Source organism: Streptomyces sp. NPDC058525 (assembly GCF_042719495.1).
GTDB lineage: Bacteria > Actinomycetota > Actinomycetes > Streptomycetales > Streptomycetaceae > Streptomyces.
The window spans coordinates 62,129-88,156 of sequence record NZ_JBHXNP010000026.1; the positions used below are offsets into that span (position 1 = coordinate 62,129).

The window sequence follows — 26,028 nt, forward strand, 5'->3', positions numbered from 1 at the left end:
GGCAGGCTGAAAGTCGTTGACCGAAGGTGTACGGGGGGAAGGGCGCGTGATGGGGGACTGGCACGGCGGTGTGCTGATCGGATTCGACCTGGAGACGACCGGCACGGAGCCGGGGGAGTCGCGGATCGTGACGGCGGCGGTGGTCGAGGTGCGGGGCGGCGAGGTGCGCGAGCGGCGCGGCTGGCTCGCGGACCCGGGGATACCGATCCCGGAGGGCGCCTCGGCGATCCACGGGATCAGCACGGAGCGGGCCGTCGCCGAGGGCCGCCCGGTGCGGGAGGTGGCCGAGGAGGTCGCCGAGGCCCTGGTCGGGCACTGGCGGGGCGGGGCGGTGGTCGTCGCCTACAACGCGGCCTTCGACCTGACCCTGCTCTCCGCGGAACTGGCCCGGCACGGGCTGCCCTCGCTGGCCGACCGGCTGGGCGGGGCGGCGACCGGGCCGGTGGTGGACCCGCTGACCATCGACCGGGCCGTCGACCGCTACCGGCGCGGCAAGCGCACCCTCGAGGCCGTCTGCGGGGTGTACGGGGTCACCCTCGACGCCGCGCACGACGCCGGGGCGGACGCCCTGGCCGCGGTCGAGGTGGCCCGCGCGATAGCCGTGCGGCATCCCGAGGTGGCCGCGCTCACCCCGGCCGACCTGCACGACCGCCAGGGCACCTGGCACGCACGGTGGGCCCGCGACTTCCAGTCCTACCTGCGCCGCCAGGGCACCCCGGACGCGGTGATCGACACGGCGTGGCCGCTGCGGGGCATGGTGCCGGCGGCCGGCTAGGGAGGTGGCAGCGCAGTGGCAGTGGCACTGGCACTGGCACTGGCAGTGGCAGGGCGGGGTCAGAGGCGGAAGGCGGACGGGTCGATCGAGGCCAGCCGCTTCACCAGGCCCGGTACGCCCTGGCCGCGGTCCTCGCGGTGCTCCACCGCGCGCAGGGCCGGGATGACCAGCCGGGCGCCCGGGTAGCGGACCGGCTCCGGGGGGATCCAGCCGCCGGGCGGTCGGGTGAAGGCCGAGCCCGACCACTCGTCCTTCGTGCCCAGCACGAGGGAGGCCAGCACCTTGGCCATCAGCCGGGAGGGGCCCACCCCGTCCCCCGAGTAGCCCGTGGCGTAGCAGACCCCGGGCACCGACTTCAGCCACCCGGCGAAGGGGAGCGAGGTGGTCGAGTACTCGACGGGGGCGGTCCAGGCCGCGTCCACCGGCGCGCCGGAGAGCTCCGGGAAGAGCCGGGCGAGCTGGCGCCGCAGCTCGGCGGGGCGCAGCGGATCGCCCCACAGGGTGTCGGCCCCGCTCTGGCCGAAGGCCACGCCGGAGCCGCCCTTGCCGAAGACCAGCCTGCCGTCCGGGGTCGTGCGGTAGTAGTTCAGCCTGCGGCGGGAGTCGCAGACCGAGGTCCGCCCGTCCCAGCCGAGGTCCGCGAGCAGCTTCGGCACGGGCTCGGTGACGACGGTGTCGCTGGCCACGGTCACCATCCGGCGGCCGAGGTCCTCCAGCTGCCCCGCCCAGGCGTTGATGGCGAGCACGACCCGTTCGGCGGACACCCGTCCGTAGGGCGTGTGGGCGGTGGTCGCGCCGCCGGGCGCGGCCCGCAGGGCGGTCAGCGGGGTCCGCTCGTGGACGCGCACGCCCGCTTCGATGGCGACCCGGCGCATGCCGCGGGTCAGCTTGGCGGGCTGGAGCGTGGCGCAGCCCGGGTCGAGGACCCCGCCGAAGTGGTTGCGGGTGCCGACGGCCCGCCGGGACTCGGCGGCGGACACCTCGTGCAGCGGCTCCGTCCCGGCCCGGCGCAGGTCCTCCAGGGTCTGCCGCCACGCCCCGTGCTGGGCCGGCGAGGAGGCGGCCCACAGCCACGGGCCGCGCGTGTGCTCGACGTCGATGCCGTGGGTCTCGGTGAAGGCGAGGATGTCGTCCACGGCCTGGGCGGAGGCCTCGCCCAGCCGGCGCGCCTCCTCGGGCCCGCCGATCGCCACGAGGCTGCTGAACCGGGCCCACATCGGCATCAGGTAGCCCGCGTTGGCACCGCTGGCCCCGCCGCCGCACACGTCGGCCTCGATCAGGACGATGTCCGTGCCCGGTGCCCGCCGCAGGATCTCCAGGGCGGTCCACAGGCCGGTGAAGCCGCCGCCCACGACGAGGACGTCGCAGCGCACCTCGTCGAGCAGCTGCGGCGAGCGCCCGTCGTCGGGTTCGGCGTGCAGGGCGTCCCGCAGCCAGGCGGTGCGCCGGGCCGGGGGCGGGGTGTCGGGGCGGGGCCAGGTGCCGGCCAGGACGAGATCGGGATCGGTCACGGTACGGGTTCTCCACGGTCGGTGCGGTGCGGTGCGATGCAGATGCGGTGCGTGGGATGCGATGCAGGTGCGGTGCGTGGGATGTGTGCGGTGCGGGGGTGTGCGGGCCGGTGCGGGTCAGTTCTGGCGGGCCCGGGCGGCCCGGCCGGCGGTGTCCCGGTGCTCCGCCGCCGTCAGCAGGTCGATCCGCGAGCTCACCCCGTAGGTCTTGAACAGCTTCCGCAGGTGGTAGTTGACGGTGTGCGGGGACAGGGCGAGGCGCCGGGCGATCTGCTGGTTGGTGAGGCCCTCGCGGACCAGCCCCACCAGCACCCGCTGCTGCTCGCTCAGCTCCGGCCCCGCGGCCGGTGCCTCGGCGAACCCCGCTGTCGCCCGCAGCGCCGCCGCCTCCCGCTGGAGGGACAGGCGCAGCGAGTCGGGCATGGAGTCCGAGATGAGCCGGCGCAGCAGCGGGTTGGAGAAGACGGCCCGGCCGCCGTCGTTGCGCACCACGCCGGTGGCCTCCACCTCCTCCAGGGCCGGGAGCAGGGCGGACACCGAGGTCCGCAGCATCAGGGCCAAGTCCTCGTAGACCACCTCGCACCCCAGGAGCGAGGCCACGCACAGCAGTTGGCGGCAGCCGGGGGAGAAGCGCTCCAGGGTGGCCCGTACCCGGGTGGCCAGGCGGGCGGGGAGCCGCGAGGTCAGCAGCCGGACCTCGTCGTCCACGGTCTCCACGGAGCCTTCCTCCTGGAGCCCGGTGATCAGCTCGATCAGCAGCCGCGGGTGCCCGCCGGCCTGGTCGAGCAGCTGCACCAGGGCCGGCGAGGGCGGCGCGCCCAGCAGGTCGCGGGCCAGGCTCAGCGAGGGGGACGGGCCCAGCGGGCCCAGCGCGAGGTGCTCGCTGCGGCCGGTGAGGCCGGCCGGCAGCGCCGGGCCCTCGCCGGGCCGGTGGGCCACCAGCCAGACCACGGGGTCGACGCCGGGCCGCTCGCGGGGGGTGAAGGGCATCCGCGGCGGCCCGTCCACGGTCCGGCGGGTGTCGTCGACCAGGACGAGCACGGGCCCGGCCGGGGCGTGGCAGCGGCCGGGCCGGCCCCGGGTGTGCCGGGCCGGAGCGGTGCGGCGGCGCGGATGCCGGGGGTCCGCCCACGGGTCGGGGTGGTGGCCGGCGTAGCCCAGGCCGTCGGCGAGGAGGGCGGCCTCCCGCAGCAGCCGGGTCTTGCCGATGCCGGGCATGCCCTCGATGGACAGGACGGCGGGGCCGGAGCGGCGGCCGTACTCCAGTACCTCGCGGATGAGCCGCATCTCCCGCTCGCGTCCGCGCAGCGGCATGTGGGTCAGGGTGCCGTTCATATCGAGCCGCCGTAGCGCCGTACGCCGACGGTGTGGAAGCGCGCGGCGACGAACGCGGTGTCGCAGTAGACCGCGTTGCCCGACGGGTTCATGCCCGTGCCGTGCAGATCGGAGTAGACGGCCGACTGCGAGATGTACCAGTCGCCCATCAGGTTCGCGGACAGCATCACGCCGGCCTCGGCGCAGGCCGCTTCCATCGCCGCCTCCACCTCCGGCGAGGTGGAGTAGAGCCCGACGGACAGCGCGCCGCACTCGCGGGTGGTACGGGCGACCAGCGCGACCGCGTCGGCGACGGAGTCCACCGCGACGGCGAAGACCACGGGGCCGAGCCATTCGGCGAGCAGCGTGGCCCGGTCTTCGGCCCGGCCGGCGTCGAGGGTCACGACGGCCGGGGTGCGGATGACCGCGTCCGGATGTGCCGGGTCGCGTACGGCGCGGGAGGGGACGGCCACGGTTCCGGCCTTCCCGGCCATCACCCGTTCGAGCCGCTCCAGGACCGGGGGTCCCAGCAGCGCGCCCAGGATGCCGGCGGCCTCGGTGTCGTCGGCGAGCAGCTCGGCCAGCGCCGCGCCGAGGTCGGCGACGATCTCCCCGTACGTCCGGTGGCCCTCGTCGGTGCTGATGCCGTCCCGCGGGATCAGCAGGTTCTGCGGGCTGGTGCACAGCTGCCCGCTGTAGAGGGAGACGGAGAAGGCGAGGTTGGCGAGCATGTCGCGGTAGTCGCCGGTCGACTCGACGAGCAGGGTGTTGACGGCGGATCCGGAGGTGAAGACGCGTGCCTGGCGGGCGTTGTCCTCCAGCCACCGGCCGAAGTCGGTGGTGCCCGCGTAGTCGACGAGGCGGACCTCGGGGCGGGTGGCCAGGACGCGGGCCAGTGCCTCGCCGGGCTGTTCGGGCGCCAGGCACACCAGGTCGGCCGGGAAGTCGGCCTCGGTCAGCACCTCGCGGGCGATCCGGACGGTGAGCGCCAGCGGCAGGACGGCCGCCGGGTGCGGTTTGACCAGGACGGGGTTGCCGGTGGCCAGCGAGGCGAAGAGGGCCGGGTAGCCGTTCCAGGTGGGGAAGACGCTGTTGGCGACGACCAGGGAGATGCCCCGGGGTACCGCCTTGAAGGTCTTGGCCAGGGTGACGGCCCGGCCGTCGCCCTGCGGTTTGCGCCAGATCGAGGCGGCCGGCAGCCGGGTCTGCTCCTCGAGTGCGCGGGCCACCGCCTCGAGGCCGCGGTCCTGGGCGTGGACGGCGCCCGCGTGGAAGGCCATCAGGAAGTTGTGGCCGCTGGTGTGCACGGCCGCGTACGCGAACTCGGAGCTGCGGGCGTTGATCCGGTGGAGGATCTCGGCGCAGACCGCCGCACGGGCCTCGGGGCCCGCGTCGCGCCAGGCGGGCAGGGCCGCCAGCATGGCGGGCAGCAGGACGTCGGGGTCGCAGTGCGGGTAGGAGACCTCCAGCGGGGCGCCGTACGGGGAGCGCTCGCCGCCGGCCTCCGGGGCGGGGCCCACGGTGCCGTCGCGGCCGGGCTGTCCGAGCTCGAAGGGCCGGCCGAGGAGCCGGCGGAAGGAGGCCTCGCCGGCGGTTCTCGCGCCCCGGCCGTAGGCCCGTGGATCCTCCGGGTCCTCCGCGTACGGCGACCAGTGCTCGCGGGTGCGGATCACCTCGCGGGCCTGTTCGAGGGTGTCGCGGTGCCGGGCGGCGAATCGGGTCAACGCGCCGCCGTCGGCGCGGGTTTCGGGAACGGGCGGCCGCACGGTGTGCGCCATGGTCCTCATCCTTCGTCGAACGGTAGGGGTCGGTCCGGTCCGGGGTCGGCGAGTCCGGAAAGCCTCGGTGGTCACGCTAATTCGGCTGGTTCGCATCCACGGCGGAGTCAGGTCACGAAGGGAATTGACGGGCCGTTCACACCGTGGAGCGCGAAATGGGAGGTATGGCGGACTTCCGGCCGGTGGGACACGGGGTGAAATCCCGGCCGGATCTGGGACGTTGGGCACGCCCGCCGAGAAGACGGGTCAAACTGTGACGATGGCCATATCGCGCGCAACGTGCCGCTATCGGCCATCATCTGGCGCGATACCACCGCTCTCCGCCTCCCGGCGGGCGTGCCAACTGGCTTGTTCTGTACGGCCTCTTCAGCGGCCGCACCCCTGGCGGGGGCCGGAACCCTCCCGGCCCCCCGCGGCTACTGGGTGGTGATCGGCCGCAGGTACCGGTCGAGCGCCGTGTCGGGCAGCACCCGCGCCAGCACGCTCACCTTCCGGGCGTCCGGACCCACCCGGTAGCGGGTCCTGGGCCGCCGGGCCGTCAGCGCCTGCCGGACCGTCTCCGCGAAGTCCTCCGGACGGGTCGGGCTCTCCCGGGCCTGCCGCTCGTTCTGGTGCAGGAACCGGTTGAAGGGGATCCGGTACAGCTCGGCCAGCTGCTCCGGCACCCCGTCCATCGCGGCCCGCGCGACGTCGGAGACCTTGCCCCAGATCGGCGTCATGATGGCCCCGGGCTGCACCAGGGTGACATCCACCCCCTGCGGTGCCAGCTCCCGGCGCAGGACGTCGGTCAGGGCCTCCTTGGCGAACTGCGCCGCCGCGTACGCCCCGAGGAACGGGATCGCCACACTGCCCAGGCCCGAGGTCACGTTGACCACCCGGCCGCGGGTGCGCCGCAGCAGCGGCAGGAAGGCCTGGGTGACGGCGAGCTGCCCGACCACGTTGGTGTCCAGCTGCTCGCGCAGCCGCTCGGGCGAGACGCACTCCAGCGGGGCCGAGACGCAGATGCCCGCGTTGTTCACCAGCCCCCACAGGCCGTCCTCGCCGACCTCGGCCGAAACCCGTTCGGCGGCCGCGGCCACCGACTTCTCGTCGGTCACGTCCACCAGCACCGGCACGATCCGGCCGTGCGCGCCGGCCTCGGCCAGCGCCAGGGCGTCGGCCTCCTTGCGGACACCGGCGAACACCCGGAAGCCCGCCTCCTCCAGCTGGAGGGCGCAGACCCGGCCGAGGCCGGAGGAGGCCCCGGTGACCAGGACGGACCGGCCGCGCGGCGACAGGGCGGTGCGGTGGGAAGCGGCTGACACGAGCTGACTCCTACGGGAAGCGGGGGCGGGGGCGGTCATCCGGCCACCGCCGGGAAGGTGAGGGCGTCCTCCAGCGTGCGGGTGAGCCGGCTCTGCGGCATGAACCGGAAGTACGCGTCCCGCACCGGCCGGCGGAACGGGTCCTCGGACTGCTCGAAGGAGCTGATGCCGCGCGAGGCGGCCACCATCCCCCGGGTCCGCTCCCGCCGCTCGTCCTCGTACCGGCGCAGGGCCCGCGGCAGGTCGGGCGCGTCCTTCAGGGCCCGGCCCAGCACCACGGCGTCCTCGATCGCCATGCCCGAGCCCTGGCCGAGGCTGGTGAGCATCGGGTGCGCGGCGTCGCCCAGCAGGGTCACCGGCCCCCGGCCCCAGCGCTCCAGGAACGCCCGGTCCCGCGAGGGCACCGCGATGATCGACTCCTCGGGGGTGGCCAGGATCGCCTGGCGCACCTCGTCGGCCCAGCCGTCGTAGGCGTGCAGGACCTCCGCCTTGCCGCCCTTCCAGTCCTTCGACAGCTCGGCCGGCATGTTCTTGGTGCCCCACCAGTACAGCCGTCCCGCGCCCATGTCCACGAGCCCGAAGCGCTTGCCGCTGCCCCAGAAGTGGGTGACCGAGCCCGGGGTGAAGCGGGGGTGCGAGAACGGGACCACCGCGAGCCAGCAGATGTAGCCGCTGTCCTGCGAGTCCTCCGGCCCCACCAGCTGCCTGCGGACCACGGAGTTGAAGCCGTCCGCGCCGATCAGCACGTCCCCCTCGGCGCTGGTCCCGTCCTCGAACGAGACCCGTACGCCGCCGCCCGGCACCTCCTCCGTCTCGAAGGCGGTGGCCGCCGCGCCGAGGTGCAGCGGTATGCCCTCCGCCGCCTCCAGCAGCGCCTGCTGGAGGTCCGCCCGGGTGATGAGCACGCTGGGCACCCCCAGCCTGCCGATGATCTCCGGGAAGGGGAACTCCCTGATCAGCCGGCCCGAGGCCGTCTTGACGTGGTACGAGCGCAGGGCTTCCCCGCGCTTCTCCAGGTCGATGCCGACGCCCAGCGAGTTCAGCGCGCCGATCGCGTTGCTCATCACCGAGAGGCCCGAACCCGCCGCCCGCAGCTCGCCCGCCCGCTCGTGGACCTCGACGTCCAGGCCCGCCTCGCGCAGCGCGACCGCGGCGGTCAGGCCGCCGATCCCCGCGCCGATCACCAGGGCCTTCTTGCGGTGTGTCATCCGTGTCATCTCACTGTCCGATCAGTTCGGTGACGACCTGGACCATGTGGGCCACGTACGGCTCCTCCATGATCGTGAGGTGGTCGCCGGGTACGTCCACGACCTCGAGCACACCGCTGGTGCGCTCGCGCCAGCCGTTGCTCGGGTCCGCGTGCATGCTCTCGATGGCCGTGTGCATCGAGTTGAGGACCCCGGGGAGCGGCTGCGCGGCGTGGATGAGGACCATGTCCTGGTCCACCACCTCGGGCCGGTAGGCGAACGCCGCCTTCCAGTTGGCCTCGTACACGTGGAACAGGCGCCGTACGACGGCACCGGTGCTCCCCGCGGGCAGTACGCCCTCGTCGATGGCGAGCTGGGCGATGAAGCCGAACTTCTCCTCCAGCGTCGTCAGCCGGTCCGGGATCAGCTCCAGCGGGGAGTCGCCCCCGCGCCGCAGCCACAGCAGCTCCCAGAAGAACCAGCCCAGCAGGGCGTCGTCGTCCGTGGTCAGGCGCCGGCCCGGGTTGAGGGCGGTGGTGTCCAGCAGCACCAGCCGGGCGACCTCCTGGCCGGCCGCCCGCAGCTGCCGGGCGATCTCGAAGGCCACGAACCCGCCGAACGACCAGCCGCCGATCACGTACGGGCCGCTCGGCTGCACCCGGCGCATCGCCTCGATGTAGCTGGCCGCGATCTCCTCGACGCTGCGCAGCGGTTCGGTGCCGGGATCGCCGCCGGCCGCCTGGAGGGCGTAGAACGGCTGGTCCTCCTCCAGGTACTTGGCGAACCGGACGTAGCAGAGCACGTTCCCGCCCATCGGGTGGACGAAGAACATCGGACGCTTCGACCCGGCCGGACGGATGGGCACCAGCGGGTCGAAGGCGGTCGCCGCGTCGCCCGACCGCAGCCGCGCGGCCAGTTCGGCCACCGTCGGCGCCGACACGAACTCCGAGAGCGGGACGCTGATCCCGTAGCGCTGCTCGATCTGCACCACCAGGCGCATCGCCGTCAGCGAGGTCGCCCCGAGGTCGAAGATGTTGTCGTGCACGCCGAGCGCCGGCAGCTGGAGCAGATCGCCGACGATCTCGACCAGCGTCTCCTCGTACGCGTCGCGCGGCGCCGCCGCGGCGTCGGCGGTGGCCCCCGTGCTCAGCGGGGCGGCGCGCAGCGCCTTGTCGTCGCGCTTGCCGCTGGGCGTCAGCGGCAGGGCCGCCAGCCACTCGAAGTGCGAGGGCATCATGTACTCGGGCAGCACCGTCCGCAGCTGCTTGCGCAGCAGCGTCAGGTCCGCGCCGTCGGGGTCGCCCGTCAGGAACGCGGCGAGGAAGGAGTCGTTGCCCTCCCGGCGGCGGGCCACGACCGCGGCCTCCGCGATCCCCGGGTGGCCCGCGGCGAAGCGGGTGATGGCCAGCTCCACCTCGGCCGGCTCCACCCGGTATCCGCGCACCTTGACCTGCGCGTCGGCCCGGCCCAGGCACACCACGTCACCGCCGGGCAGCGCGAAGCCCAGGTCGCCCGTGCGGTACAGGCGCACCCCCGCCGCCGCGGCCGCGGGGGACGGGTGCGGGACGAACCGCTCCTCGGTCAGGTCGGGGCGGCCCACGTACCCCTCCGCCAGGCAGGCGCCCGACAGGTACAGCTCACCGCGCACCCCGGCCGGAACCGGCCGCAGCCGGCCGTCCAGGACGTGGACTGAGGAGCCTTCGATAGCCCGCCCGATCGGCGGCAGGGCCGGGAACCCGGCCGGGTCGCCCTGCATCGTGTAGGCGGTCACCACGTGCGACTCGGTCGGCCCGTACTGGTTCTCCAGGATCACCCCGGGCAGCGCCGCGCACAGCGCGCGTATCTCGTCGGTGACGCGCAGCTGCTCGCCGGAGGAGAGCAGGGCGCGCAGCGAGCGCGGGGCGAGCCCGAGCGCGTCCGCGGTCTCGGCCAGCTGCTGGAGCGCGACGTACGGGAGGTAGATGCGCTCCACGCCCTCGCGGTCGAGCAGCCGCAGCAGGGCGGGCATGTCGCGGCGCTCGTCCTCGGAGAGCAGCAGCAGGGTGCCGCCGCCCGCGAGCGTGGAGAAGATCTCCTGGAAGGAGACGTCGAAGCTCAGCGGCGCGTACTGGGCGGTCACCCCGCCGACGACCCCGCTGGGGATGCCGTTCTGCCAGGCGACCAGGTGGGCCAGGGAGCGGTGCGGCATCGCCACGCCCTTGGGCGCGCCCGTGGAACCCGAGGTGAACAGCACGTAGGCGATGGAGTCGGGGGTGATCTCCTCGGTCACCTCCGCCGGGATCCGGGGCAGGTACGGCCGCCCGCCGTCCTCGGCGAAGAGCTCCTCGGCCGGCAGGACGAGCGCCGGCCCGCCGACGGTGGCGCTGTGCGCGGCGTTCGCGATGACGCGGAACGGGCGGGCCTGCTCCACCATCGCGGTCAGCCGGTCCACCGGGTAGCTGACGTCCAGCGGGACGGTCGCGGCGCCGGCCTTCATGACGCCGAGGATGACGGCGACGGTCTCCGGCGAGCGGTCCATCGCGATGCCGATCCGGTCACCGGGCCGGGAGCCGAGCGCGATCAGCTCGCGGGCCACCCGGTCGGCGGCCGCGTCCAGTTCGGCGTAGGTCCAGCGGCGGTCGCCGAACACCAGGGCCGTGGCCTGCGGAGTCAGGGCGCTCTGCCGCGCGACGGCGCGTACGACGTCCGGCGGTGCGGCGGCGTCCTGCTGCTCCAGGGCCGCGGCCGGCTCCGGCTCCGGTGCGAGGAAGCCGAAGTCCGGTGCCTCGTCCGGGTGGTGGACCAGCCGGTCCAGGATCGCGGTGAACCGCTCGGCGTACAGGTCGGCCTGGGCCGGGGTGAAGGTCAGCCCGTGGTGGTCCAGCCGCAGCCGGACGGAGCCGTCGACCGGGTCGGTCATGGCGTTCACCAGCAGCTGGAAGTTGGTCTCCTCCCAGGTCCGGAAGTCCAGCAGGCGGACCCCGGGCAGCTCGAAGACGGCGGCCAGCTGGCGGAAGTGGATGTAGTTGAAGGCGGTCTCCAGCACGGTGGAGCCCCGGTCCTCCTGGATCGCGCTGAGCGGGTAGCGGCGGTGGGCGTGGCTCTGCTGCTCCTGCCGGAAGGCGGCCCGGACCACGTCGGCCCAGCTGTCGGCGGCGGTGCCCAGCCGCACGGGCATCGTGTTGAGGAACAGCCCGGCGATGCGGTCGGCGTCCTCCAGCTCGGGGCGGCCGTGGGTGACCAGGCCGGTGGTGATGTCGTCGGAGCCGGAGAACAGTCCGAGCGTCAGACAGTGCGCCGCGAACAGCACCGACTTCACCGGCAGCGTCCGCTCCCGGGCGAACAGGGCGACCTGCTCGGTGAGTTCGGCGGGCAGGTCCACAATCCGGGTGATCTGCGCGTCCGGGCCCGGGGCCTCGTGTCCGCGGAAGGGCTGCAGGCGCAGCAGCGGAGCGTCCCGCAGCCGCTCGCGCCAGAAGGCGCGGGTCGGCTCCGACTCCAGGGCCTCGCGTTCGGCGCGCACGTGGTGGGCCGCCGAGGGCAGGGCGGTCTCGGCCACCGCCTCGATGGGGTGGCCCAGGCCGTGCAGGTAGTCCCGCAGCAGCTCGGCGACCAGGGTGGCCACGCTGCCGCCGTCGAGGATCGCGTGGTGGAAGCTCAGGACCAGCTCGAGCGTCTCCTCGCGGACGTGGGCGCGCAGGTGGTGCAGCGGGGCCTGCTCGAAGTCGTAGCGGTGGAAGCGCCGTTCCTCGACGTGCGCCCCGATCTCGGCGAGCGCCTCGGCCTCCGGGAGTCCGCGCAGGTCCACGGCGTCGAAGCCGCCGGTCACCTCGTGGTCCACGATCTGGAGCGGCTCGGAGAAGGAGCCCAGGTCGAAGGAGGAGCGCAGGACGGGGTGGCGTGCCACGAGCCGTCCGAAGGCGCGCCGGAAGGCCTCCTCGTCCCATGCGGCCGTGACGCTGTACTGGAAGACGTCGCGGTAGACGGCCGAGTCCTGCTCGGCCCGGCTGTGGTAGAGCAGGCCGAGCTGGAGCCGGGTGAGCGGGTAGGCGTCGGCGCGGCCTTCGAGCCGGGCCCGGTCGACGCCCGAGACCAGGGCGAAGGGGGCGAGTTCGGCGGCGGGCGCGGCGGCCGCGGTGCCGGTGGCCGACCGGGCGGCCAGCTGGGCGACGGTCGGCTGCTGCACCAGGTCCGTCAGGTCGAACGCGATGCCGGCCTTCTCGGCCCGGGCGCGGATGCGCAGCATCGTGATCGAGTCACCGCCGAGCGCGAAGTAGTCGTCGTGGATCCCGACCCGCTCCGCCTCCAGCACCTCCGCCCAGATCGCGGCGAGCGTCTCCTCGGTGGCGTTGCGCGGCGCCGTGTACTGCGGGCCGGCGGTCGCCGAGGGGGCGGGCAGGGCGCGGCGGTCGGCCTTGCCGTTCGGGGTCAGCGGGACGGTGTCGATCCGGATGAAATGCGCCGGGACCATGAACTCGGGCAGCGCGGAGGCCAGTTCACCGCGCAGCAGGGCCGGGCTGAGCTCGCTGTCCGCGACGTAGTAGCCGATCAGCAGGGTGCCCCGGCTGCCCGACTGGTGGTCCACCACGACGGCGTCCCGTACGCCGGCCACGGAGGCCAGCCGGTTCTGCACCTCGCCGAGCTCCACCCGGTTGCCGCGGATCTTGACCTGGCCGTCGATGCGCCCCAGGTACTCCAGGGTGCCGTCGGCCAGCCAGCGGGCGAGGTCGCCGGTGCGGTAGAGCCGCCCGCCCGGCGAGAAGGGGTCCTCGGTGAACTTCTCCGCGGTCAGCTCGGGCCGCTCCAGGTAGCCGCGGGCCACGCCGACGCCGCCGATGCACAGCTCGCCGGGGACACCGGCCGGCTGGAGCCCGCCGTGCGCGTCCACCACGTACAGCCGGGTGTTGTCGATGGGCCGGCCGATGGGGATCCGGCGGACCGGCCCCTCGGTGGCCGTCGGGCAGTCGAAGTACGACACGTCGACGGTGGCCTCGGTGGGCCCGTACAGGTTGACCAGCCGCGGGGCGCTCTCGCCGCGCGAGCCGAACACCCGGTTGAACTGCTCGGCGCGCGCGGCGGGCAGGGCCTCGCCGCTGCAGAACACCTGCCGCAGCGAGGCGGCTTCGGCGCGCAGCTCCGGCCGGTCCTCGAGCAGGTCGAGGAAGGGGCCCAGCATGGAGGGGACGAAGTGCAGCGTGGTGACGCGCTGTTCGGCGATCGTGCGCAGGATCCCGCGCGGGTCGCGCTGGCCGCCGACGGGCAGCAGGGCGAGGCCCGCGCCCTCGATCGCCCACCAGAAGAGCTCCCACACGGAGACGTCGAAGGAGATCGGCGTCTTCTGGAGCAGGACGTCGCCCTCGCCGACCGGGTAGGCCTTCTGCATCCAGGCGAGCCGGTTGACCACCGAGTGGTGCTCGACCATGACGCCCTTGGGCCGGCCGGTCGAGCCCGAGGTGTAGATCACGTACGCGAGGTCGCGCGGGCCGGCCGGGTCCTCCAGCGGCCCGCCCGGGCCGGTCAGCAGCTCGTCGGTGCGCAGGACCGGTACGTCCTGGTCCTCGACCGGGGTCCCGCCGTCGGTCAGCACCACCTTGGCCCGGCTGTCCTGGAGCAGGAATCCGATGCGCTCCGCGGGATAGCCCGGGTCCACGGGTACGTAGGCGCCGCCGGACTTGAGGACACCGAGCAGGGCGACGATCAGCTGCGGGGAGCGGTCCATCAGGACGGCCACCCGGTCGCCGGTGCCCACGCCCCGGGCGCGCAGGGCGTGCGCCACCTGGTTGGAACGGGTGTCGAGCTGCGCGTAGGTCAGCGGCGGGGCGCCGTCCGCGCCGGTCACCGCGGTCCGGTCCGGGGTGCGGGCGGCCTGCTCGGCGATCAGGCCGTGCACGGTCCGGTCGTCGGCGTACGGGACCTCGGGCCCCTGCAGCAGCACCGTGAGGTCCTTCAGCTCGGCCTCGTCCAGCACGGCCAGCGTCGCCGCGGCCCGGCCGGGCTCGGCCGCCCCGGCGGCGATCAGGCGCAGCAGGTGGCCCGCGACCGAGGCGATCGGGTAGTCCTCGTCGAACACGTCGACGGCGTAGTCGAGATCGACCCGCAGGTCGGCGTCGTCCTCGAAAGCGTGCACCATCACGGACAGCGCGTCCTGGTGGTGGACGGGCGCCAGGACGACGGACTCCAGCGAGGTGCCCGGGAGCGGCGCGGGCCGGGGGTGGCGCAGGTAGGAGAGGGTGATGTCGAAGAGCCGGCGGGAGCCCGCGCCGACGGCCGGCAGGTCGCGCAGCACGTCGCCGAGGGCGAGCCGCTCGTGGTCGCGCAGCGCGTCCGTGCTGCGGCGGACCGAGGCGGCCAGCTCGTGCAGGGTGGCCTCGGGGCCGACGGGCACGCGCAGCGGGAGGTTGTTGGCCAGCTGACCGACCGTCTCGAGGTCGGCGTCCGAGCGCCGGTTGCGGAACGGGACGCCGAGCACCAGCTCCTCGCTGCGGTGCACACGGGAGAAGTAGGCGGCGAAGGCGGCCGCGAGGAACGAGAACGGCGAGCTGCCGGCGCCGCGGATGCGGCGCACCAGGTCGGCCTCGACGGTGAAGGTGTGCCGGGCCCGGCGCCGGGCACCGTCCGCCGGAGCCACCGTGGCCCGGGTGAACAGGGCGGGCTGCACGCCCTTCAGCGCGTCGCGGAAGTACGCCCGGTCCTCCTCGAAGGCCCCGGACGCGCGGTAGGCGGAGTCCGCCCCGACCAGCGCGGTGACGGACGGGAGGGCAGGACGGTCCACGGGCGCGGCCCCGGTCCCGGCGGCCATGGCGGAGGCCACCCGGTCGCCGTGGCGCTCCCACAGCTGACGGCTGACCTGGTTCAGCGCCCAGGCGTCGGCGATCAGGTGGTGGGCATTGAGGTGCACATGGACGACCGAGGCACTCTCGCGCAGCACTGCGGCCGTGAACAAACGCGAACGCCGCAGGGTGAAGGGGTGCGTGAAGGAGTACTCCCGCCACGCCGCGCAGGCCGCCGCGGGGTCGGCCGCGCCGGAGAAGTCGACGTACTGGACCCAGGGGCCGGCCTCCTCCTGCTCATCGGCCCCGGCCACCCACTGGCAGGGGATCCCGTCGTGTTCGTCGAAGCGCAGCGAGAACGCGTCGTTGCCGCGCAGGACCTCCTCGAGCGATTCCTTCAAGCTGTCCACGTCGACATCGCCGGCCAACCGCTCCTGAATGACCACGTTGAACTGGGGGTCACCCGGCGCGGTGGACTCGGCAGCCCAAATGTCCAGCTGGTAGGCGGACAGAGGGAGCTGGCGTGTTGCGAGCATCGGCCTTCCTTCGCTAATTCGGACAGCCGGAATGTTTGCCGTCCGATGCTCAGGAGCCTACGTTTCCCCCAATCCGCTTCACCACTACTCGTATGAGTGGAGAAGGACTACTCGATCAGGTAGTCAGGAGTGGGAATATGTGATCCGCGCGATATTGGTCAGGGATTTTCACGAGCTCTCGCTAACATCTCCGCCATGACCTCTCTGATCCCTTCCAAGAAATCCGTCCTCGTGCGCGGCAGCGGACCAGGACTGCTGCTCGCGCATGGTGCGGGCAGTGACATCGAGGACAGTTACGGACCGGTCCTCGAAAGTCTGGCGAGCCGTCGAACCGTCGTCGGCCCGGATTATCCGGGCTCCGGGAATAACCCTCTCCCGGACGGCCCGCTGACACTCGACCTGCTCGCCGATCACATTGTGGAAAGCGCCGTGCAATCCGGCGTACATTCTTTTGCCATATCCGGATTCTCCATGGGGACGACGGTGGCCGTGCGGGCCGCGGTGCGTCATCCCGAGCGGGTTACCGCCCTTGTTCTTTCCTCGGGATTCGCCCGTCCGAACGCCCGCCTCAAGCTGGTGATCGACACCTGGCGGGCGCTCGGCGCGCCGGACGGCGACAGCCGGGTCCTGGCCTCCTACCTCTCGCTTGTGGTCGGCGGCGCCGACTGGCTCGACGAGCGCTCCCACGAGGAGGTCGAGGAACAGCTCGCCCTCTTCTCCGCGGGAATGCCGCCGGGCACCGACGCGCAGCTGGCCCTCTTCGACGACATCGACGTACGGGCCGACCTGGCGCGGATCGCGGTGCCGGTCCTCGTCGTCTCGCCCCTCGGCGACCTCCTCACCACTCCCGTTCACTCCCGCGAACTCGCGGAGGGGATCCCGGGGGCCCGGCTGGCGACGCTGGACTGCGGTCACGCCATCGCCGCGGAGCGGCCGGCCGAGTGGGCCGGGCTGATCACCGAGTTCCTCGACGGCGTCGGGCGCTGACCGCCACGGGCGGTACGGGCAGGCCCGCCCGTACCGCCCGAGCCGTACCGCCCCGCCGTCGGGGCCGTCCCGCAACGGCCGGACGGCGGGGGCGGCCGGTCGCCGGCCCGGCGCCCGGCCGGCCGTCCCGGGGAGCGGGACGGCACGGCCCGGGGGTGGGCGCCGGGCGGGTCTGGGGGGCGCTCCGGTGTCGGAGGCGCTCCGGTGTCGGAGGCGCTCCGGTCTGGGAGGGCCCCGGTCTGGGAGGGCCCCGGTCTAGGAGGCGGCCCCGGTCTCGGAGGCGGCCCCGGTCTCAGGAGCGCGCCGGTCTCAGGGGCCCGGGCGCAGCGGCCGGGGCGTCGGTGGCCGGGGCGTCGGTGGCCGGGGCATGGGTGGCCGGAACGCAGGGGGCCGGGTCGCAGGTGGCCGGGACGCAGGAGGCCGGGTCATCGTTCGCCCGGTCATCACAGGCGCCCGGACGAGGGCGCCTTGCCCAGGGCCGTCACCGCGAGGGCCGCGACGGCGAGCCCGCCGCCCAGCCACATCACCGCGGTGACCCCCGCGCCGTCCGCGGCCAGCCCGCCGGCCAGCGCACCGAGCGCGATCGCCCCGTTGAACACACCGACGAACAGCGAGGACGCGGCCTCGCGCGCCTCGGGAGCCGCAGCCAGCAGCCAGGTCTGGGTGCTGACCGACACACCGCCGTACGACAGCCCCCAGACGGCGAGCAGCACACCGGCGGTCAGGACCGAGCCGCCGAGCAGCGGTACCAGCGCGACCGTGGCCGCCAGTACGGCGCTGATCACCAGCAGGGTGGAGCGCGGGGAGCGCCCGGCGCCCGCACCGGCGGCGAAGTTGCCCGCCACGCCCGCGATTCCGTACACCAGCAGCAGCGTGCCGATCATCCCGGCACTCGCCCCCGAGACCTCCTCCAGCACGGGCCGTACGTACGTGTAGGCGGCGAAGTGACCGGTGACCAGCAGTGCCACCACGATCAGCCCGGTCCGTACCCGTGCCTCGCCGAACAGCCGCATCACACCGCTGAGCCGCACGTCCTGCTCCGCGGGCAGCCGCGGCAGCAGCACCGCCAGGGCGATCAGCACCACCAGCGCCAGTACGCCCACGGTGACGAACGCGGTCCGCCAGTCGGCCAGTTCGCCGATGTACGTGCCCGCGGGAACGCCGAGCACCGAGGCCACCGCGATGCCGCTGAAGATCAACGAGGTGGCGGAGCCGATGGACTTCGGCGGCACCAGGCGTACCGCCAGACCCGCCGCGATCGCCCAGACGCCGCCCATGCCGATGCCGACCAGCACGCGGGCGGCCACCATCACCCCGAAGTTCGGGGTCCACGCCGCGAGCAGGTTGCCCACCGTCAGGACCGCCATCAGCGCGCACAGCACCGCCCGCCGGTCGAACCGCCCCAACAGCGGTGTCAGCAGCGGCGCCGACACCGCTCCGACCAGGCCGGTGATGGTCAGGGTCAGTCCGGCGGTGCCCTCGCTCACCTTGAGCGCGTCCCCGATGGGCGTCAGCAGGCCCACGGGCAGCATCTCCGACGTCACCACCGTGAACGTCGCGCTCGCGACCGCCGCGACGCCGAGCCAGCCGCGGGTCGCGGATCGCTCCGGCACCCCGGTGGTGTCTGCAATTTCCTCAGTCTGTGCCATGCGACCAGCCAACCCGCCCCGACCTGCGGGAACAACGGCCGATCCCTCATCCTTCGATAAGCGGGGCTACTTGATCGGCCGCAACGGGGCGGCGGTGTAGAAAGGAAGCCATGAGCGGTGTCGAGATACGCGAGCTGGAGACGTTCCTCGTGCTCGCGCAGGAGTTGCACTTCGGACGGACCGGCGAGCGGCTGTACGTCTCGCAGAGCCGGGTCAGCCAGCTGCTGCGCTCCCTGGAGAGCCGCATCGGCGCGCCGCTCGTCGAACGCACCAGCCGGCGGGTGCGCCTGACCCCGCTGGGCGAGAGCTTCCTCGCGGGCCTGCGCCCCGCGTACGACGCCCTGCGCGCCACGGTCGACGAGGCACGGGCCGCCGCGCGCGGCATGGGCGGGGAGCTGCGCATCGGCTTCCAGGGCACCGTCGACGACTACCTCAGCCGGGCGATCGCCCTGTTCGGCGACCGGTACCCGGACTGCGCGATCGACATCGTCGAGATCCCGCTCTCCGATCCCTTCGGGCCGCTGCGCCGCCAGGAGGTGGACTGCGCGGTGGTCCTGCTGCCGGTGGCCGAGGACGACCTCGTCCTCGGCCCGGTCTTCTCCCGGCAGCCGCAGACCCTCGCCGTGTCCGTCCGGCACCCCTTCGCCGCCCGGGACTCGCTCTCCGCCGAGGAGCTCGCCGATTGCCGGCTCATCGGCATCGACGGCGGCGCCCCCGAGTACTGGCGGCAGGCCCAAGCCCCCGGCCTGACCCCGGGCGGGCTCCCCGTACCGGCCGGACCCAGCGTCAACACCCTTCAGGAAGGCCTGAGTCTGACGGCGGCCAACCGCGGCGCCATGCTGCTGTGCCGGTCCACGGCCGACTACCACGGCCGCCGCGACTCCCTCACCTTCGTCCCGGTGCAGGGCCTGCCCGACTCCGAACTGGGCCTCATCCGCCACCGCACGCGCCCCTCCACCCAGGCGGAGGCCTTCGCCCTGGCGGTCGCCGAAACGGCCGGCCCGACGGACTGACGCACGGACGGACTGACGCACGGACGGACGGGCCGGCGGCGACGGCTCAGAACGGGTGCCAGCGCACCTCCGGCGCGTCCTCGCGCAGGGAGGCCACCCGGCGGCGGAACTCGGCCAGTGCCTTCGGGTTGGTCGGTGCGTGCTGGGAGACCCAGGCGCAGCTGGCCGTCTCGCGGGCCCCGCGCAGCACCGCGCAGCCCGCCCAGTCGCGGACGTCCCAGCCGTACGCCGCCACGAACGCCTCGTACGACGCGGCCGGCAGCCCGTACCGGTCCAGGGAGAGGGCCATCACCACCAGGTCGTGCTCCCGCAGGTCGGCCGAGACGGTCTCCAGGTCCACCAGGACCGGGCCGTCCGGGCCGACGTGCACGTTGCGGGGCAGGGCGTCGCCGTGAATGGGCCCCCGCGGCAGGTGCGGGACCAGTGCGGCCACCTCGCCCGCGTAGGCGTCGCGCCGGGCCCGCAGGTACGCCGCGTCCGCCGGGTCGATCGCGTCGCCGGCCAGCCGCAGCCAGCGTTCGACACCGCCCAGCAGGTCCCGCGCGGCCAGCGGGAACGGCGGCGCGGACAGGGCGTGGATCCGCCGCAGCAGTACCGCGAGGTCCTCCGGCCCCGCCGGGCGCACCGCCTCCGGCAGCCGGTGCCACAGCGTCACGGGATGCCCCGCGACCAGCCGCGCCGTCGGCTCGGCCGCGCGGACCGCCGGGACGCCGGCCTGTTCCAGCCAGTACGCCACGGCCAGTTCGCGCTCGGCCCGCGCCGCGAGGGCCCCGTCCGCGCGGCCCACCTTCACCACCAGTTCCCCGGTCGCGAAGACCGCGTTCTCGCCCAGGGCCAGCAGTGCGGCGCCTTCGCCGCCCAGGCCCGCGGCCGCCAGTACGTCCCTGGCCCGCGCCTCGTCCATCTCGTACTCCGGATCCGGATCGTCGTGAATGCGCCAAGTCTCCCATCCGGACGTGCGCTGCCTTGACGCGCCATCAGGCCCTGCGCACGATGACGGCGAGGGAAGGGGTGAAGGTGACCGCAGCCGCCCCCGCGCACAAGGGCCGCCGCGCCGACCACGGGGCCTGGTTCCTGGTCTTGCCCGCGCTCATTCCGATCCTGCTGCTCAGCGTCGGCCCGCTGCTCTACGGCATCGCCCTCGCCTTCACCGACTCGCAGTCCGGCCGCACCGCGCCCACCCAGTGGGTGGGGATGCTCAACTTCCAGGACCTGCTCCACGACCGGCTGTTCTGGGAGTCCTTCCGGATCGGCCTGCTGTGGGCGGTCGGGGTCACCGTCCCGCAGTTCCTGCTGGCCCTGGGGCTGGCCCTGCTGCTCAACCAGAACCTCCGCTTCCGGTGGCTGGCCCGTTCGCTCGCGATCATCCCCTGGGCCATGCCCGAGGTCGTGGTCGGCATCATCTGGCGGCTCGTCTACCACCCCGACGCGGGGGTGCTCAACGAGACCCTGGCCGGCCTCGGGCTCGCCGGGGACACCGACTGGCTCAGCGGCCTCGCCACCGCCCTGCCCGCCGTCGTGGTGGTGGGCATCTGGGCGGGCATGCCCCAGACCACGGTCGCCCTGCTCGCCGGCCTGCAGAACACCCCGCACGAACTCCACGAGGCCGCCGCCCTCGACGGCGCCGGGGCCTGGCGCCGCTTCCGGTCGGTGACCTGGCCCGCGATCCGGCCGATCGCGCTGTCCGTCTCCGCGCTCAACCTGATCTGGAACTTCAACTCCTTCGCCCTGGTCTACGTACTGACCAACGGCGGGCCCGGCGGCCGCACCCGGCTGCCGATGCTCTTCGCGTACGAGGAGGCCTTCCGCTACGGGCAGTTCGGGTACGCCGCCGCCATGGGCTGCGTGATGGTCGCGGTGATCTCGGTCCTGCTCGCCGTGTACCTGGCCGGCCGGCTCCGGGGAGGCGACAGCTGATGGGACCCGCGCGACGCAGCCGCACCAGGACCCGCCCCGGGCCGCGCGAGGTGCCCGGGCCGCCCGGGCCGCCCGGGCCGCCCAGTACACAGCGCTCGCCGGCTACCTCGTCTTCCTCGCGTTCCCGTTCCTGTGGCTGCTCTCCACCGCCTTCAAGCCCGCGCGCGAGCTCGGCAGCCTGCACCCCACCTGGATCCCCCGGGACCCGACCCTCGGCAACTTCCGCCAGGCCTTCGCCGAGCAGCCGCTGGCGCACGCGGCCCTGAACAGCCTGATCGCCGCGGTCTGCGCCGCCGTGCTCGCGGTGGCCCTGGCCACCCCGACGGCCTTCGTCCTCGCCCGCAGGCGCGGCAGGCTGGCCGCCGCGGCCACCGGCTGGGTCGTGGTCAGCCAGGCGTTCCCGTTCGTCCTGGTGATCATCCCGCTGTTCCTGGTGCTGAAGAACCTCCACCTCGTCAACTCGGTACCGGGCCTGATCCTCGTGTACGTCGTCTGGTCGCTGCCGTTCGCGCTGTGGATGCTCGTCGGCTACGTGCGCGCCGTCCCGCCCGAGCTGGAGGAGGCGGCCGCGATGGACGGGGCCGGGCGGCTGCGCACCCTCGTCTCGGTGGTCTCGCCCCTGCTGGCGCCGGGGATCGTGGCCACCGCGCTGTTCGCCTTCATCACCGCCTGGAACGAGTTCTTCTTCGCCCTCGTCCTCCTCAAGACCCCGGAGCAGCAGACCTTGCCGGTCGTCCTGACGCACTTCCTGGGCGCCGAGGGCGCCGCCGACCTCGGCCCGCTGGCCGCCGCGGCCTTCCTCGCGACCCTGCCCTCGCTGGTGGTCTTCTCCGTCATCCAGAAGCGGATCACCGGCGGCATGCTGGCCGGGGCGGTGAAGAGCTGATGCCCCGCCGCCGAGGGCCAAGGGCCGCCGCCTCCTGCCTCGCCCGCGTCCGGGTCTGGGCCCTCGTGCTCGTACTGCTGGCCGCCCTGGCCAGCGGGTGCTCCGCGCCGCGCGCCGGCTCCGACGGCGTGGTGCGGCTGCGCTTCCAGTCGCTCGCCTGGCAGAAGGAGTCCGTCGACGCCAACAGGGCCCTGGTCGCCGAGTGGAACGCGGCCCACCCCGAGGTGCAGGTCCAGTACGTACAGGGCAGCTGGAGCAGCGTCCACGACCAGCTGCTGACCTCCTTCGAGGGCGGCGAGGCCCCCGACGTCATCCACGACGCCTCCGACGACCTCGCCGACTTCGCCTACGGCGGCTACCTCGCCGACCTGCGGCCCCTGCTCTCCGAGCGGCTCAAGGCCGACATCCCGGCCGCCTCCTGGGAGACCGTCACCTTCGGCCCTGGCGGCGGGGTGTACGGGGTCCCCTTCCTCCAGGAGCCCAGGGTCCTGATGGCCAACACCGACCTGCTGCGCGCCTCCGGGGTCCGCATCCCCACCCCCGAAGCCCCCTGGAGCTGGGAGGAGTTCCGGTCCGCCGCCCGGCAGCTGACCGCCGAGGGCCGGTACGGGGTGGCCTGGCCGCTCAAGGACCCCGTCTCCGCCACCCTCAACCTCGGCCTGTCCGCGGGCGGCCGGCTCTTCCACCGCGACGCGGACGGGAAGGCCGTCATCCGCTGGTCCGAGGGCGACGCGGTCGTGCCCGCCACCATCCGGGCCCAGACCGAGACCGACCGCAGCGCCTCCCGGGCCACCCTCGGGATGGGCGGCTCCGACACCCTGCCCGGCTTCTTCGGCGGCCGGTACGCGATGGTGCCGCTCGGGTTCTCGTACCGCCAGCAGATCGTGCGCCAGGCCCCGCCCGGCTTCGCCTGGCAGGTGCTGCCGCCCCCGGCCGGGGCCGACGGCACGGCGCAGGGGGTCAGCCCGCAGACCCTGTCCATCGCGCAGGACAGCCCGTACAAGAAGGAGGCGGCGGCCTTCGTCGACTTCCTGCTGAGCCCGGCCAACATGGTCCGCCTCGCCCGCGGCGACTGGATGCTGCCGACCGGCACCCGGGCGCTGGCCGACCCCGCGCTGCGCACGCCCGAGCTCGGCTGGGCCACGGGCACGGCCCTCGCCGCCGGGCTGCGGCCCGCGCCGGCCCAGTCGGTGCGCGGCTATCCGGAGTGGAAGGACAAGGTCGCGACCCCGGCGCTGCAGGAGTTCTACAGCGGGGCGATCGACCTGGCCGAGCTGGAGAAACGCCTGGTGGAGGACGGGAACAGGGTGCTGGCGCGGTACCAGAGGTAGGTCCGGGCCAGATTTATTGATTGCACGAGACGTCTCGTCTCGTTAAGCTCGGTCCATGACCTCAGCCAAGCCCGCCCACATCGCCATGTTCTCCATCGCCGCCCACGGCCACGTGAACCCGAGCATCGAAGTGATCCGGGAACTCGTCGCCCGGGGCCACCGAGTCAGCTACGCGGTCCCCGCCTCCTTCGCCGAGAAGGTCGCCGAGACCGGCGCCACCCCGGTGATCTGGAACTCCACCCTCCCCACCGACGACGACCCGGAGGCCTGGGGCACCGAACTCATCGACCACCTCGAACCCTTCCTGAACGACGCCGTCCAGGCGCTCCCGCAGCTCGCGGCCGCCTTCGACGGAGACGAACCGGACCTCGTCCTCCACGACATCACCGCCTACCCCGCGCCCGTCCTCGCCCACCGCTGGGGAGTCCCCGCCGTCTCCCTCTCCCCGAACCTGGTCGCCTGGGACGGGTACGAGGAGGAAGTGGCCGCGCCGATGTTCGCCGGGCTGAAGGCGTCGGAGCGCGGACGGGCCTACTACGCCCGGTTCGCCGCCTGGCTGGGCGAGAACGGCCTCGGCGACGACGTGGACCGCTTCCAGGGCCGCCCGCGCCGCAGCCTCGTCCTGATCCCCCGGGCGCTCCAGCCGAACGCCGACCGCGTCGACACCTCCGTGTACACCTTCGTCGGCGCCTGCCAGGGCGACCGTGCGGCGGCCCAGGGACACTGGCAGCGCCCCGAGCGGGCCGACGGCCGCAAGGTGCTGCTGGTCTCCCTCGGCTCCGCCTTCACCAAGCAGCCCGCCTTCTACCGCGCCTGCGTCGAGGCCTTCGGCGACCTGCCCGACTGGCACGTCGTCCTCCAGATCGGCAAGTTCACCGACGAAGCCGAACTCGGCACGGTCCCCGCCAACATCGAGGTGCACCGCTGGGTCCCCCAGCTGGACATCCTGCGCCAGGCCGACGCCTTCATCACCCACGCGGGCGCCGGCGGCAGCCAGGAGGGCCTCGCCACCGCCACCCCGATGGTCGCCGTCCCGCAGGCCGTCGACCAGTTCGGCAACGCCGACATGCTGGCCTCGCTCGGCGTGGCCCGGCACGTCCCGGCCGACCAGGCCGACGCCGCCACCCTGCGCGAGGCGGTCCTCGCCCTGGTCGGCGACCCCGCCGTCGCCGCCCGCTGCGCGGAGGTCCGTGCGCGGATGGCCGCCGAGGGCGGCACACGCCGGGCCGCCGACCTCATCGAGGCGGAACTGTCATAGGCCCCGCCTACGCTGCCCCCATGGACAGGAAATACGCGGCGCTGCTGCGCGGGATCAATGTCGGCGGGAGCAAGAAGGTCCCCATGGCGGAGCTCCGCTCCGTCCTGGAGGGGCTCGGCCACGGCGATGTGCAGACGTACCTGCAGAGCGGCAACGCCGTCTTCAGCAGCACGCGGCAGGATCCGGGTGCGCTAGCCCGGGAGTTGGAGGCCGCCATCGAGGCCCACTTCGGCTTCCGGGTCGCGTGCCTGGTCGTGGACGGGGCCTACCTGAAGGCCGTCGCCGACGCCTGCCCCTTCCCGGCCGACGAACTGGAGGGCAAGCAGCTCCACGCCACCTTCTTCTCCGAGCTGCCCGGCCCGGAGCGCTTCGCCGGCCTCGACCCGGCGGCGTACCTCCCCGAGGAGTACCGGCTCGGCGACCGCGTGCTCTACCTCTACGCCCCGAACGGGCTGGGCCGCTCCAAGCTCGCCGAAGCCCTCGCCAAGCCGGCCCGCGTCAAGGGCATCGACGCCACCACCCGCAACTGGAACACCGTCGCCAAGCTGGTGGAGCTGACCGCGGCCTGACCCGGCTTCCCGATTGCCCGTGCCCCGACGGTGGTGCGGGGGCCGGGATGTGCCAGGCTCGGAGGCATGCGTTACATCATCATCGGCGCGGGCGCGGTCGGCGCCACCATCGGCGGTCGGCTCGCGGAGGCGGGCGGCGAGGTCGTCCTCGTCGCGCGCGGTGCGCACGCGGAGGCCCTGCGGACGGACGGCCTGCGGCTGACCACGGCGTCCGGCACCCGCGTGCACCGGCTGCCCGTGGTCACCGGACCGGCCGAACTGGGCGAACTGCGCCCCGACGACGTCCTGCTGCTGGCCGTCAAGACGCAGGACGCGATCGCCGCGCTCGACGCGTGGGGCGACGCGGAGGTCGCGGGCGGCGGGACGGCGGCGCAGCGGCTGCCGGTGCTGTGCGCGCAGAACGGCGTCGAGAGCGAACGCCTCGCCCTGCGGCGCTTCGCCCGCGTGTACGGGGTGTGCGTCTGGCTGCCCTCGACCTTCCTGGAGCCCGGCGCGGTCTCGGCACTGTGCGCGCCGCTGACCGGGATCCTGCACGTGGGCCTGGCGGCGGGCGGTACGGACGCGCTGGCGCGGGCGGTCGCGGCGGACCTCGGGAAGGCCGGCTTCGAGGCGCCGGTGGCCGAGGACGTGATGCGGTGGAAGTACGCGAAGCTGCTGGGGAACCTGGGCAACGCGGTCCAGGCCACCACCGGCCCCGAGCCGGAGCCGGCGAAGGCCGCGCTGCTGCTGCGGGCGGTCCGCGAGGCGAAGGCGGCCTTCAGGGCGGCCGGGATCCCCTACGCCTCGGACGCGGAGCAGTCCGACGCGCGCGAGGGCAAGGTGGAGCAGCCGCCGGGTGTCCGGGGCGGCTCGTCCTGGCAGAGCCTGGCGCGGGGCACCGGCTCGGTCGAGGCCGACTACCTCAACGGGGAGATCTCGCTGCTGGGCCGGCTGCACGGCGTGCCGACGCCGGTGAACGACGTGCTGCGGCACGCGGCCAACATCTTCGCCCGCGAGGGGCTCCCGCCGGGCGCCATGTCCATCACGGACCTCACCGCCTTGGCCGACGAGGCCGCGGCCCGAGCGTAGCCTCCGGCCGCGCCGCCGCCGCCGGGGGCTCCGCGCCCGGCCCCTCGCGCCTCAATCGCCGCCGAGGCTCAAAGACCGGGGCTCCGCCCCAGACCCCGCGCCTCAATCGTCGGCGGGGCTCAAAGACCGGGGCTCCGCCCCAGACCCCGCGCCTCAATCGCCGGCGGGGCTGGATTATGCCTGGCTGGGGCTGGAT

General features: G+C 73.9%; 15 protein-coding genes and 2 pseudogenes. 9 read left to right on the forward strand and 8 right to left on the reverse strand.

Annotated elements, in window-relative coordinates; all coding sequences use genetic code 11:
- Positions 1–49: 49 nt before the first annotated feature.
- Positions 50–775 carry a 3'-5' exonuclease gene (locus ACFWP3_RS15080; protein ID WP_384220551.1) on the forward strand — a complete coding sequence of 242 codons (726 nt, stop codon included), beginning with the start codon at positions 50–52 and terminating at the stop codon, positions 773–775.
- Positions 776–834: 59 nt separating this feature from the next.
- Here ACFWP3_RS15080 and ACFWP3_RS15085 read toward each other — a convergent pair whose 3' ends face one another.
- The 6 genes from ACFWP3_RS15085 to ACFWP3_RS15110 all read right to left on the reverse strand — a co-directional run bounded on the left by ACFWP3_RS15085 (position 835) and on the right by ACFWP3_RS15110 (position 15,154).
- Positions 835–2,286 carry an FAD-dependent oxidoreductase gene (locus ACFWP3_RS15085; RefSeq protein WP_384220555.1) on the reverse strand — a complete coding sequence of 484 codons (1,452 nt, stop codon included), beginning with the start codon at positions 2,284–2,286 and terminating at the stop codon, positions 835–837.
- Positions 2,287–2,403: 117 nt separating this feature from the next.
- Positions 2,404–3,621 (reverse strand): helix-turn-helix transcriptional regulator, encoded by a 1,218-nt coding sequence (locus ACFWP3_RS15090; RefSeq protein WP_384220556.1) that lies wholly within the window; start codon positions 3,619–3,621, stop codon positions 2,404–2,406.
- Positions 3,618–5,378 (reverse strand): phenylacetic acid degradation protein PaaN, encoded by a 1,761-nt coding sequence (gene paaN, locus ACFWP3_RS15095; protein ID WP_384220558.1) that lies wholly within the window; start codon positions 5,376–5,378, stop codon positions 3,618–3,620. The genes ACFWP3_RS15090 and paaN overlap by 4 nt, the downstream gene beginning before the upstream one ends.
- A gap of 416 nt (positions 5,379–5,794) precedes the next feature.
- Positions 5,795–6,682, reverse strand: a complete 888-nt coding sequence (locus ACFWP3_RS15100) for an SDR family oxidoreductase (RefSeq protein WP_384220560.1) — start codon at positions 6,680–6,682, stop codon at positions 5,795–5,797.
- A 35-nt stretch (positions 6,683–6,717) separates the two neighbouring features.
- Positions 6,718–7,890 (reverse strand): FAD-dependent monooxygenase, encoded by a 1,173-nt coding sequence (locus ACFWP3_RS15105; RefSeq protein WP_384220562.1) that lies wholly within the window; start codon positions 7,888–7,890, stop codon positions 6,718–6,720.
- Between the two features lie 10 nt (positions 7,891–7,900).
- Positions 7,901–15,154 carry an amino acid adenylation domain-containing protein gene (locus ACFWP3_RS15110; RefSeq protein ID WP_384220565.1) on the reverse strand — a complete coding sequence of 2,418 codons (7,254 nt, stop codon included), beginning with the start codon at positions 15,152–15,154 and terminating at the stop codon, positions 7,901–7,903.
- A 195-nt stretch (positions 15,155–15,349) separates the two neighbouring features.
- Here ACFWP3_RS15110 and ACFWP3_RS15115 point away from each other — a divergent pair, with 195 nt between their 5' ends.
- Positions 15,350–16,141, forward strand: a complete 792-nt coding sequence (locus ACFWP3_RS15115; protein WP_384220567.1) for an alpha/beta fold hydrolase — start codon at positions 15,350–15,352, stop codon at positions 16,139–16,141.
- 443 nt (positions 16,142–16,584) lie between these two features.
- Here ACFWP3_RS15115 and ACFWP3_RS15120 read toward each other — a convergent pair whose 3' ends face one another.
- The gene (locus tag ACFWP3_RS15120) at positions 16,585–17,790 is read right to left on the reverse strand and encodes an MFS transporter (protein ID WP_384220569.1); all 1,206 of its coding nucleotides are present in this window, start codon (positions 17,788–17,790) and stop codon (positions 16,585–16,587) included.
- 110 nt (positions 17,791–17,900) lie between these two features.
- On the opposite strand from ACFWP3_RS15120, the gene ACFWP3_RS15125 reads away from it, so the two are divergent.
- A complete protein-coding gene (locus tag ACFWP3_RS15125; protein WP_384220570.1) occupies positions 17,901–18,803 on the forward strand; it encodes a LysR family transcriptional regulator in 903 nt (300 codons plus the stop codon).
- Positions 18,804–18,849: 46 nt separating this feature from the next.
- On the opposite strand, the gene ACFWP3_RS15130 is transcribed toward ACFWP3_RS15125, so the two are convergent.
- On the reverse strand, positions 18,850–19,707 hold the full coding sequence (locus ACFWP3_RS15130; protein WP_384220573.1) for a phosphotransferase enzyme family protein: 858 nt from the start codon (positions 19,705–19,707) through the stop codon (positions 18,850–18,852).
- Between the two features lie 89 nt (positions 19,708–19,796).
- On the opposite strand from ACFWP3_RS15130, the gene ACFWP3_RS15135 reads away from it, so the two are divergent.
- From ACFWP3_RS15135 to ACFWP3_RS15160, 6 genes and pseudogenes are all read left to right on the forward strand, one after another.
- On the forward strand, positions 19,797–20,720 hold the full coding sequence (locus tag ACFWP3_RS15135) for a carbohydrate ABC transporter permease (protein WP_384220583.1): 924 nt from the start codon (positions 19,797–19,799) through the stop codon (positions 20,718–20,720).
- A gap of 55 nt (positions 20,721–20,775) precedes the next feature.
- Positions 20,776–21,606: pseudogene (locus ACFWP3_RS15140) on the forward strand (carbohydrate ABC transporter permease); the annotation flags it as partial.
- Positions 21,606–22,937: an ABC transporter substrate-binding protein gene (locus ACFWP3_RS15145; RefSeq protein WP_384220575.1), complete on the forward strand. Its 1,332-nt coding sequence runs from the start codon at positions 21,606–21,608 to the stop codon at positions 22,935–22,937. The pseudogene ACFWP3_RS15140 and the gene ACFWP3_RS15145, both read left to right, overlap by 1 nt.
- 20 nt (positions 22,938–22,957) lie before the next feature.
- Positions 22,958–24,195: pseudogene (gene mgt, locus ACFWP3_RS15150) on the forward strand (macrolide-inactivating glycosyltransferase).
- A gap of 20 nt (positions 24,196–24,215) precedes the next feature.
- Complete coding sequence (locus tag ACFWP3_RS15155; protein WP_384220577.1) at positions 24,216–24,764, forward strand: DUF1697 domain-containing protein; 549 nt, start codon at positions 24,216–24,218, stop codon at positions 24,762–24,764.
- A 66-nt stretch (positions 24,765–24,830) separates the two neighbouring features.
- The gene (locus ACFWP3_RS15160; RefSeq protein ID WP_384220579.1) at positions 24,831–25,832 is read left to right on the forward strand and encodes a ketopantoate reductase family protein; all 1,002 of its coding nucleotides are present in this window, start codon (positions 24,831–24,833) and stop codon (positions 25,830–25,832) included.
- The last annotated feature ends 196 nt before the right edge of the window (positions 25,833–26,028 follow it).

Excerpts from the sequence above, each read along its gene's own strand:
- ACFWP3_RS15080 (WP_384220551.1), top strand. The coding sequence starts at position 50 with ATGGGGGACTGGCACGGCGGTGTGCTGATCGGATTCGACCTGGAGACG.
- ACFWP3_RS15090 (WP_384220556.1), bottom strand. The coding sequence starts at position 3,621 with ATGAACGGCACCCTGACCCACATGCCGCTGCGCGGACGCGAGCGGGAG.
- paaN (WP_384220558.1), bottom strand. The coding sequence starts at position 5,378 with ATGGCGCACACCGTGCGGCCGCCCGTTCCCGAAACCCGCGCCGACGGC.
- ACFWP3_RS15105 (WP_384220562.1), bottom strand. The coding sequence starts at position 7,890 with ATGACACACCGCAAGAAGGCCCTGGTGATCGGCGCGGGGATCGGCGGC.
- ACFWP3_RS15110 (WP_384220565.1), bottom strand. The coding sequence starts at position 15,154 with ATGCTCGCAACACGCCAGCTCCCTCTGTCCGCCTACCAGCTGGACATT.
- ACFWP3_RS15115 (WP_384220567.1), top strand. The coding sequence starts at position 15,350 with ATGACCTCTCTGATCCCTTCCAAGAAATCCGTCCTCGTGCGCGGCAGC.
- ACFWP3_RS15120 (WP_384220569.1), bottom strand. The coding sequence starts at position 17,790 with ATGGCACAGACTGAGGAAATTGCAGACACCACCGGGGTGCCGGAGCGA.
- ACFWP3_RS15125 (WP_384220570.1), top strand. The coding sequence starts at position 17,901 with ATGAGCGGTGTCGAGATACGCGAGCTGGAGACGTTCCTCGTGCTCGCG.
- ACFWP3_RS15130 (WP_384220573.1), bottom strand. The coding sequence starts at position 19,707 with ATGGACGAGGCGCGGGCCAGGGACGTACTGGCGGCCGCGGGCCTGGGC.
- ACFWP3_RS15135 (WP_384220583.1), top strand. The coding sequence starts at position 19,797 with ATGACGGCGAGGGAAGGGGTGAAGGTGACCGCAGCCGCCCCCGCGCAC.
- ACFWP3_RS15145 (WP_384220575.1), top strand. The coding sequence starts at position 21,606 with ATGCCCCGCCGCCGAGGGCCAAGGGCCGCCGCCTCCTGCCTCGCCCGC.
- ACFWP3_RS15155 (WP_384220577.1), top strand. The coding sequence starts at position 24,216 with ATGGACAGGAAATACGCGGCGCTGCTGCGCGGGATCAATGTCGGCGGG.
- ACFWP3_RS15160 (WP_384220579.1), top strand. The coding sequence starts at position 24,831 with ATGCGTTACATCATCATCGGCGCGGGCGCGGTCGGCGCCACCATCGGC.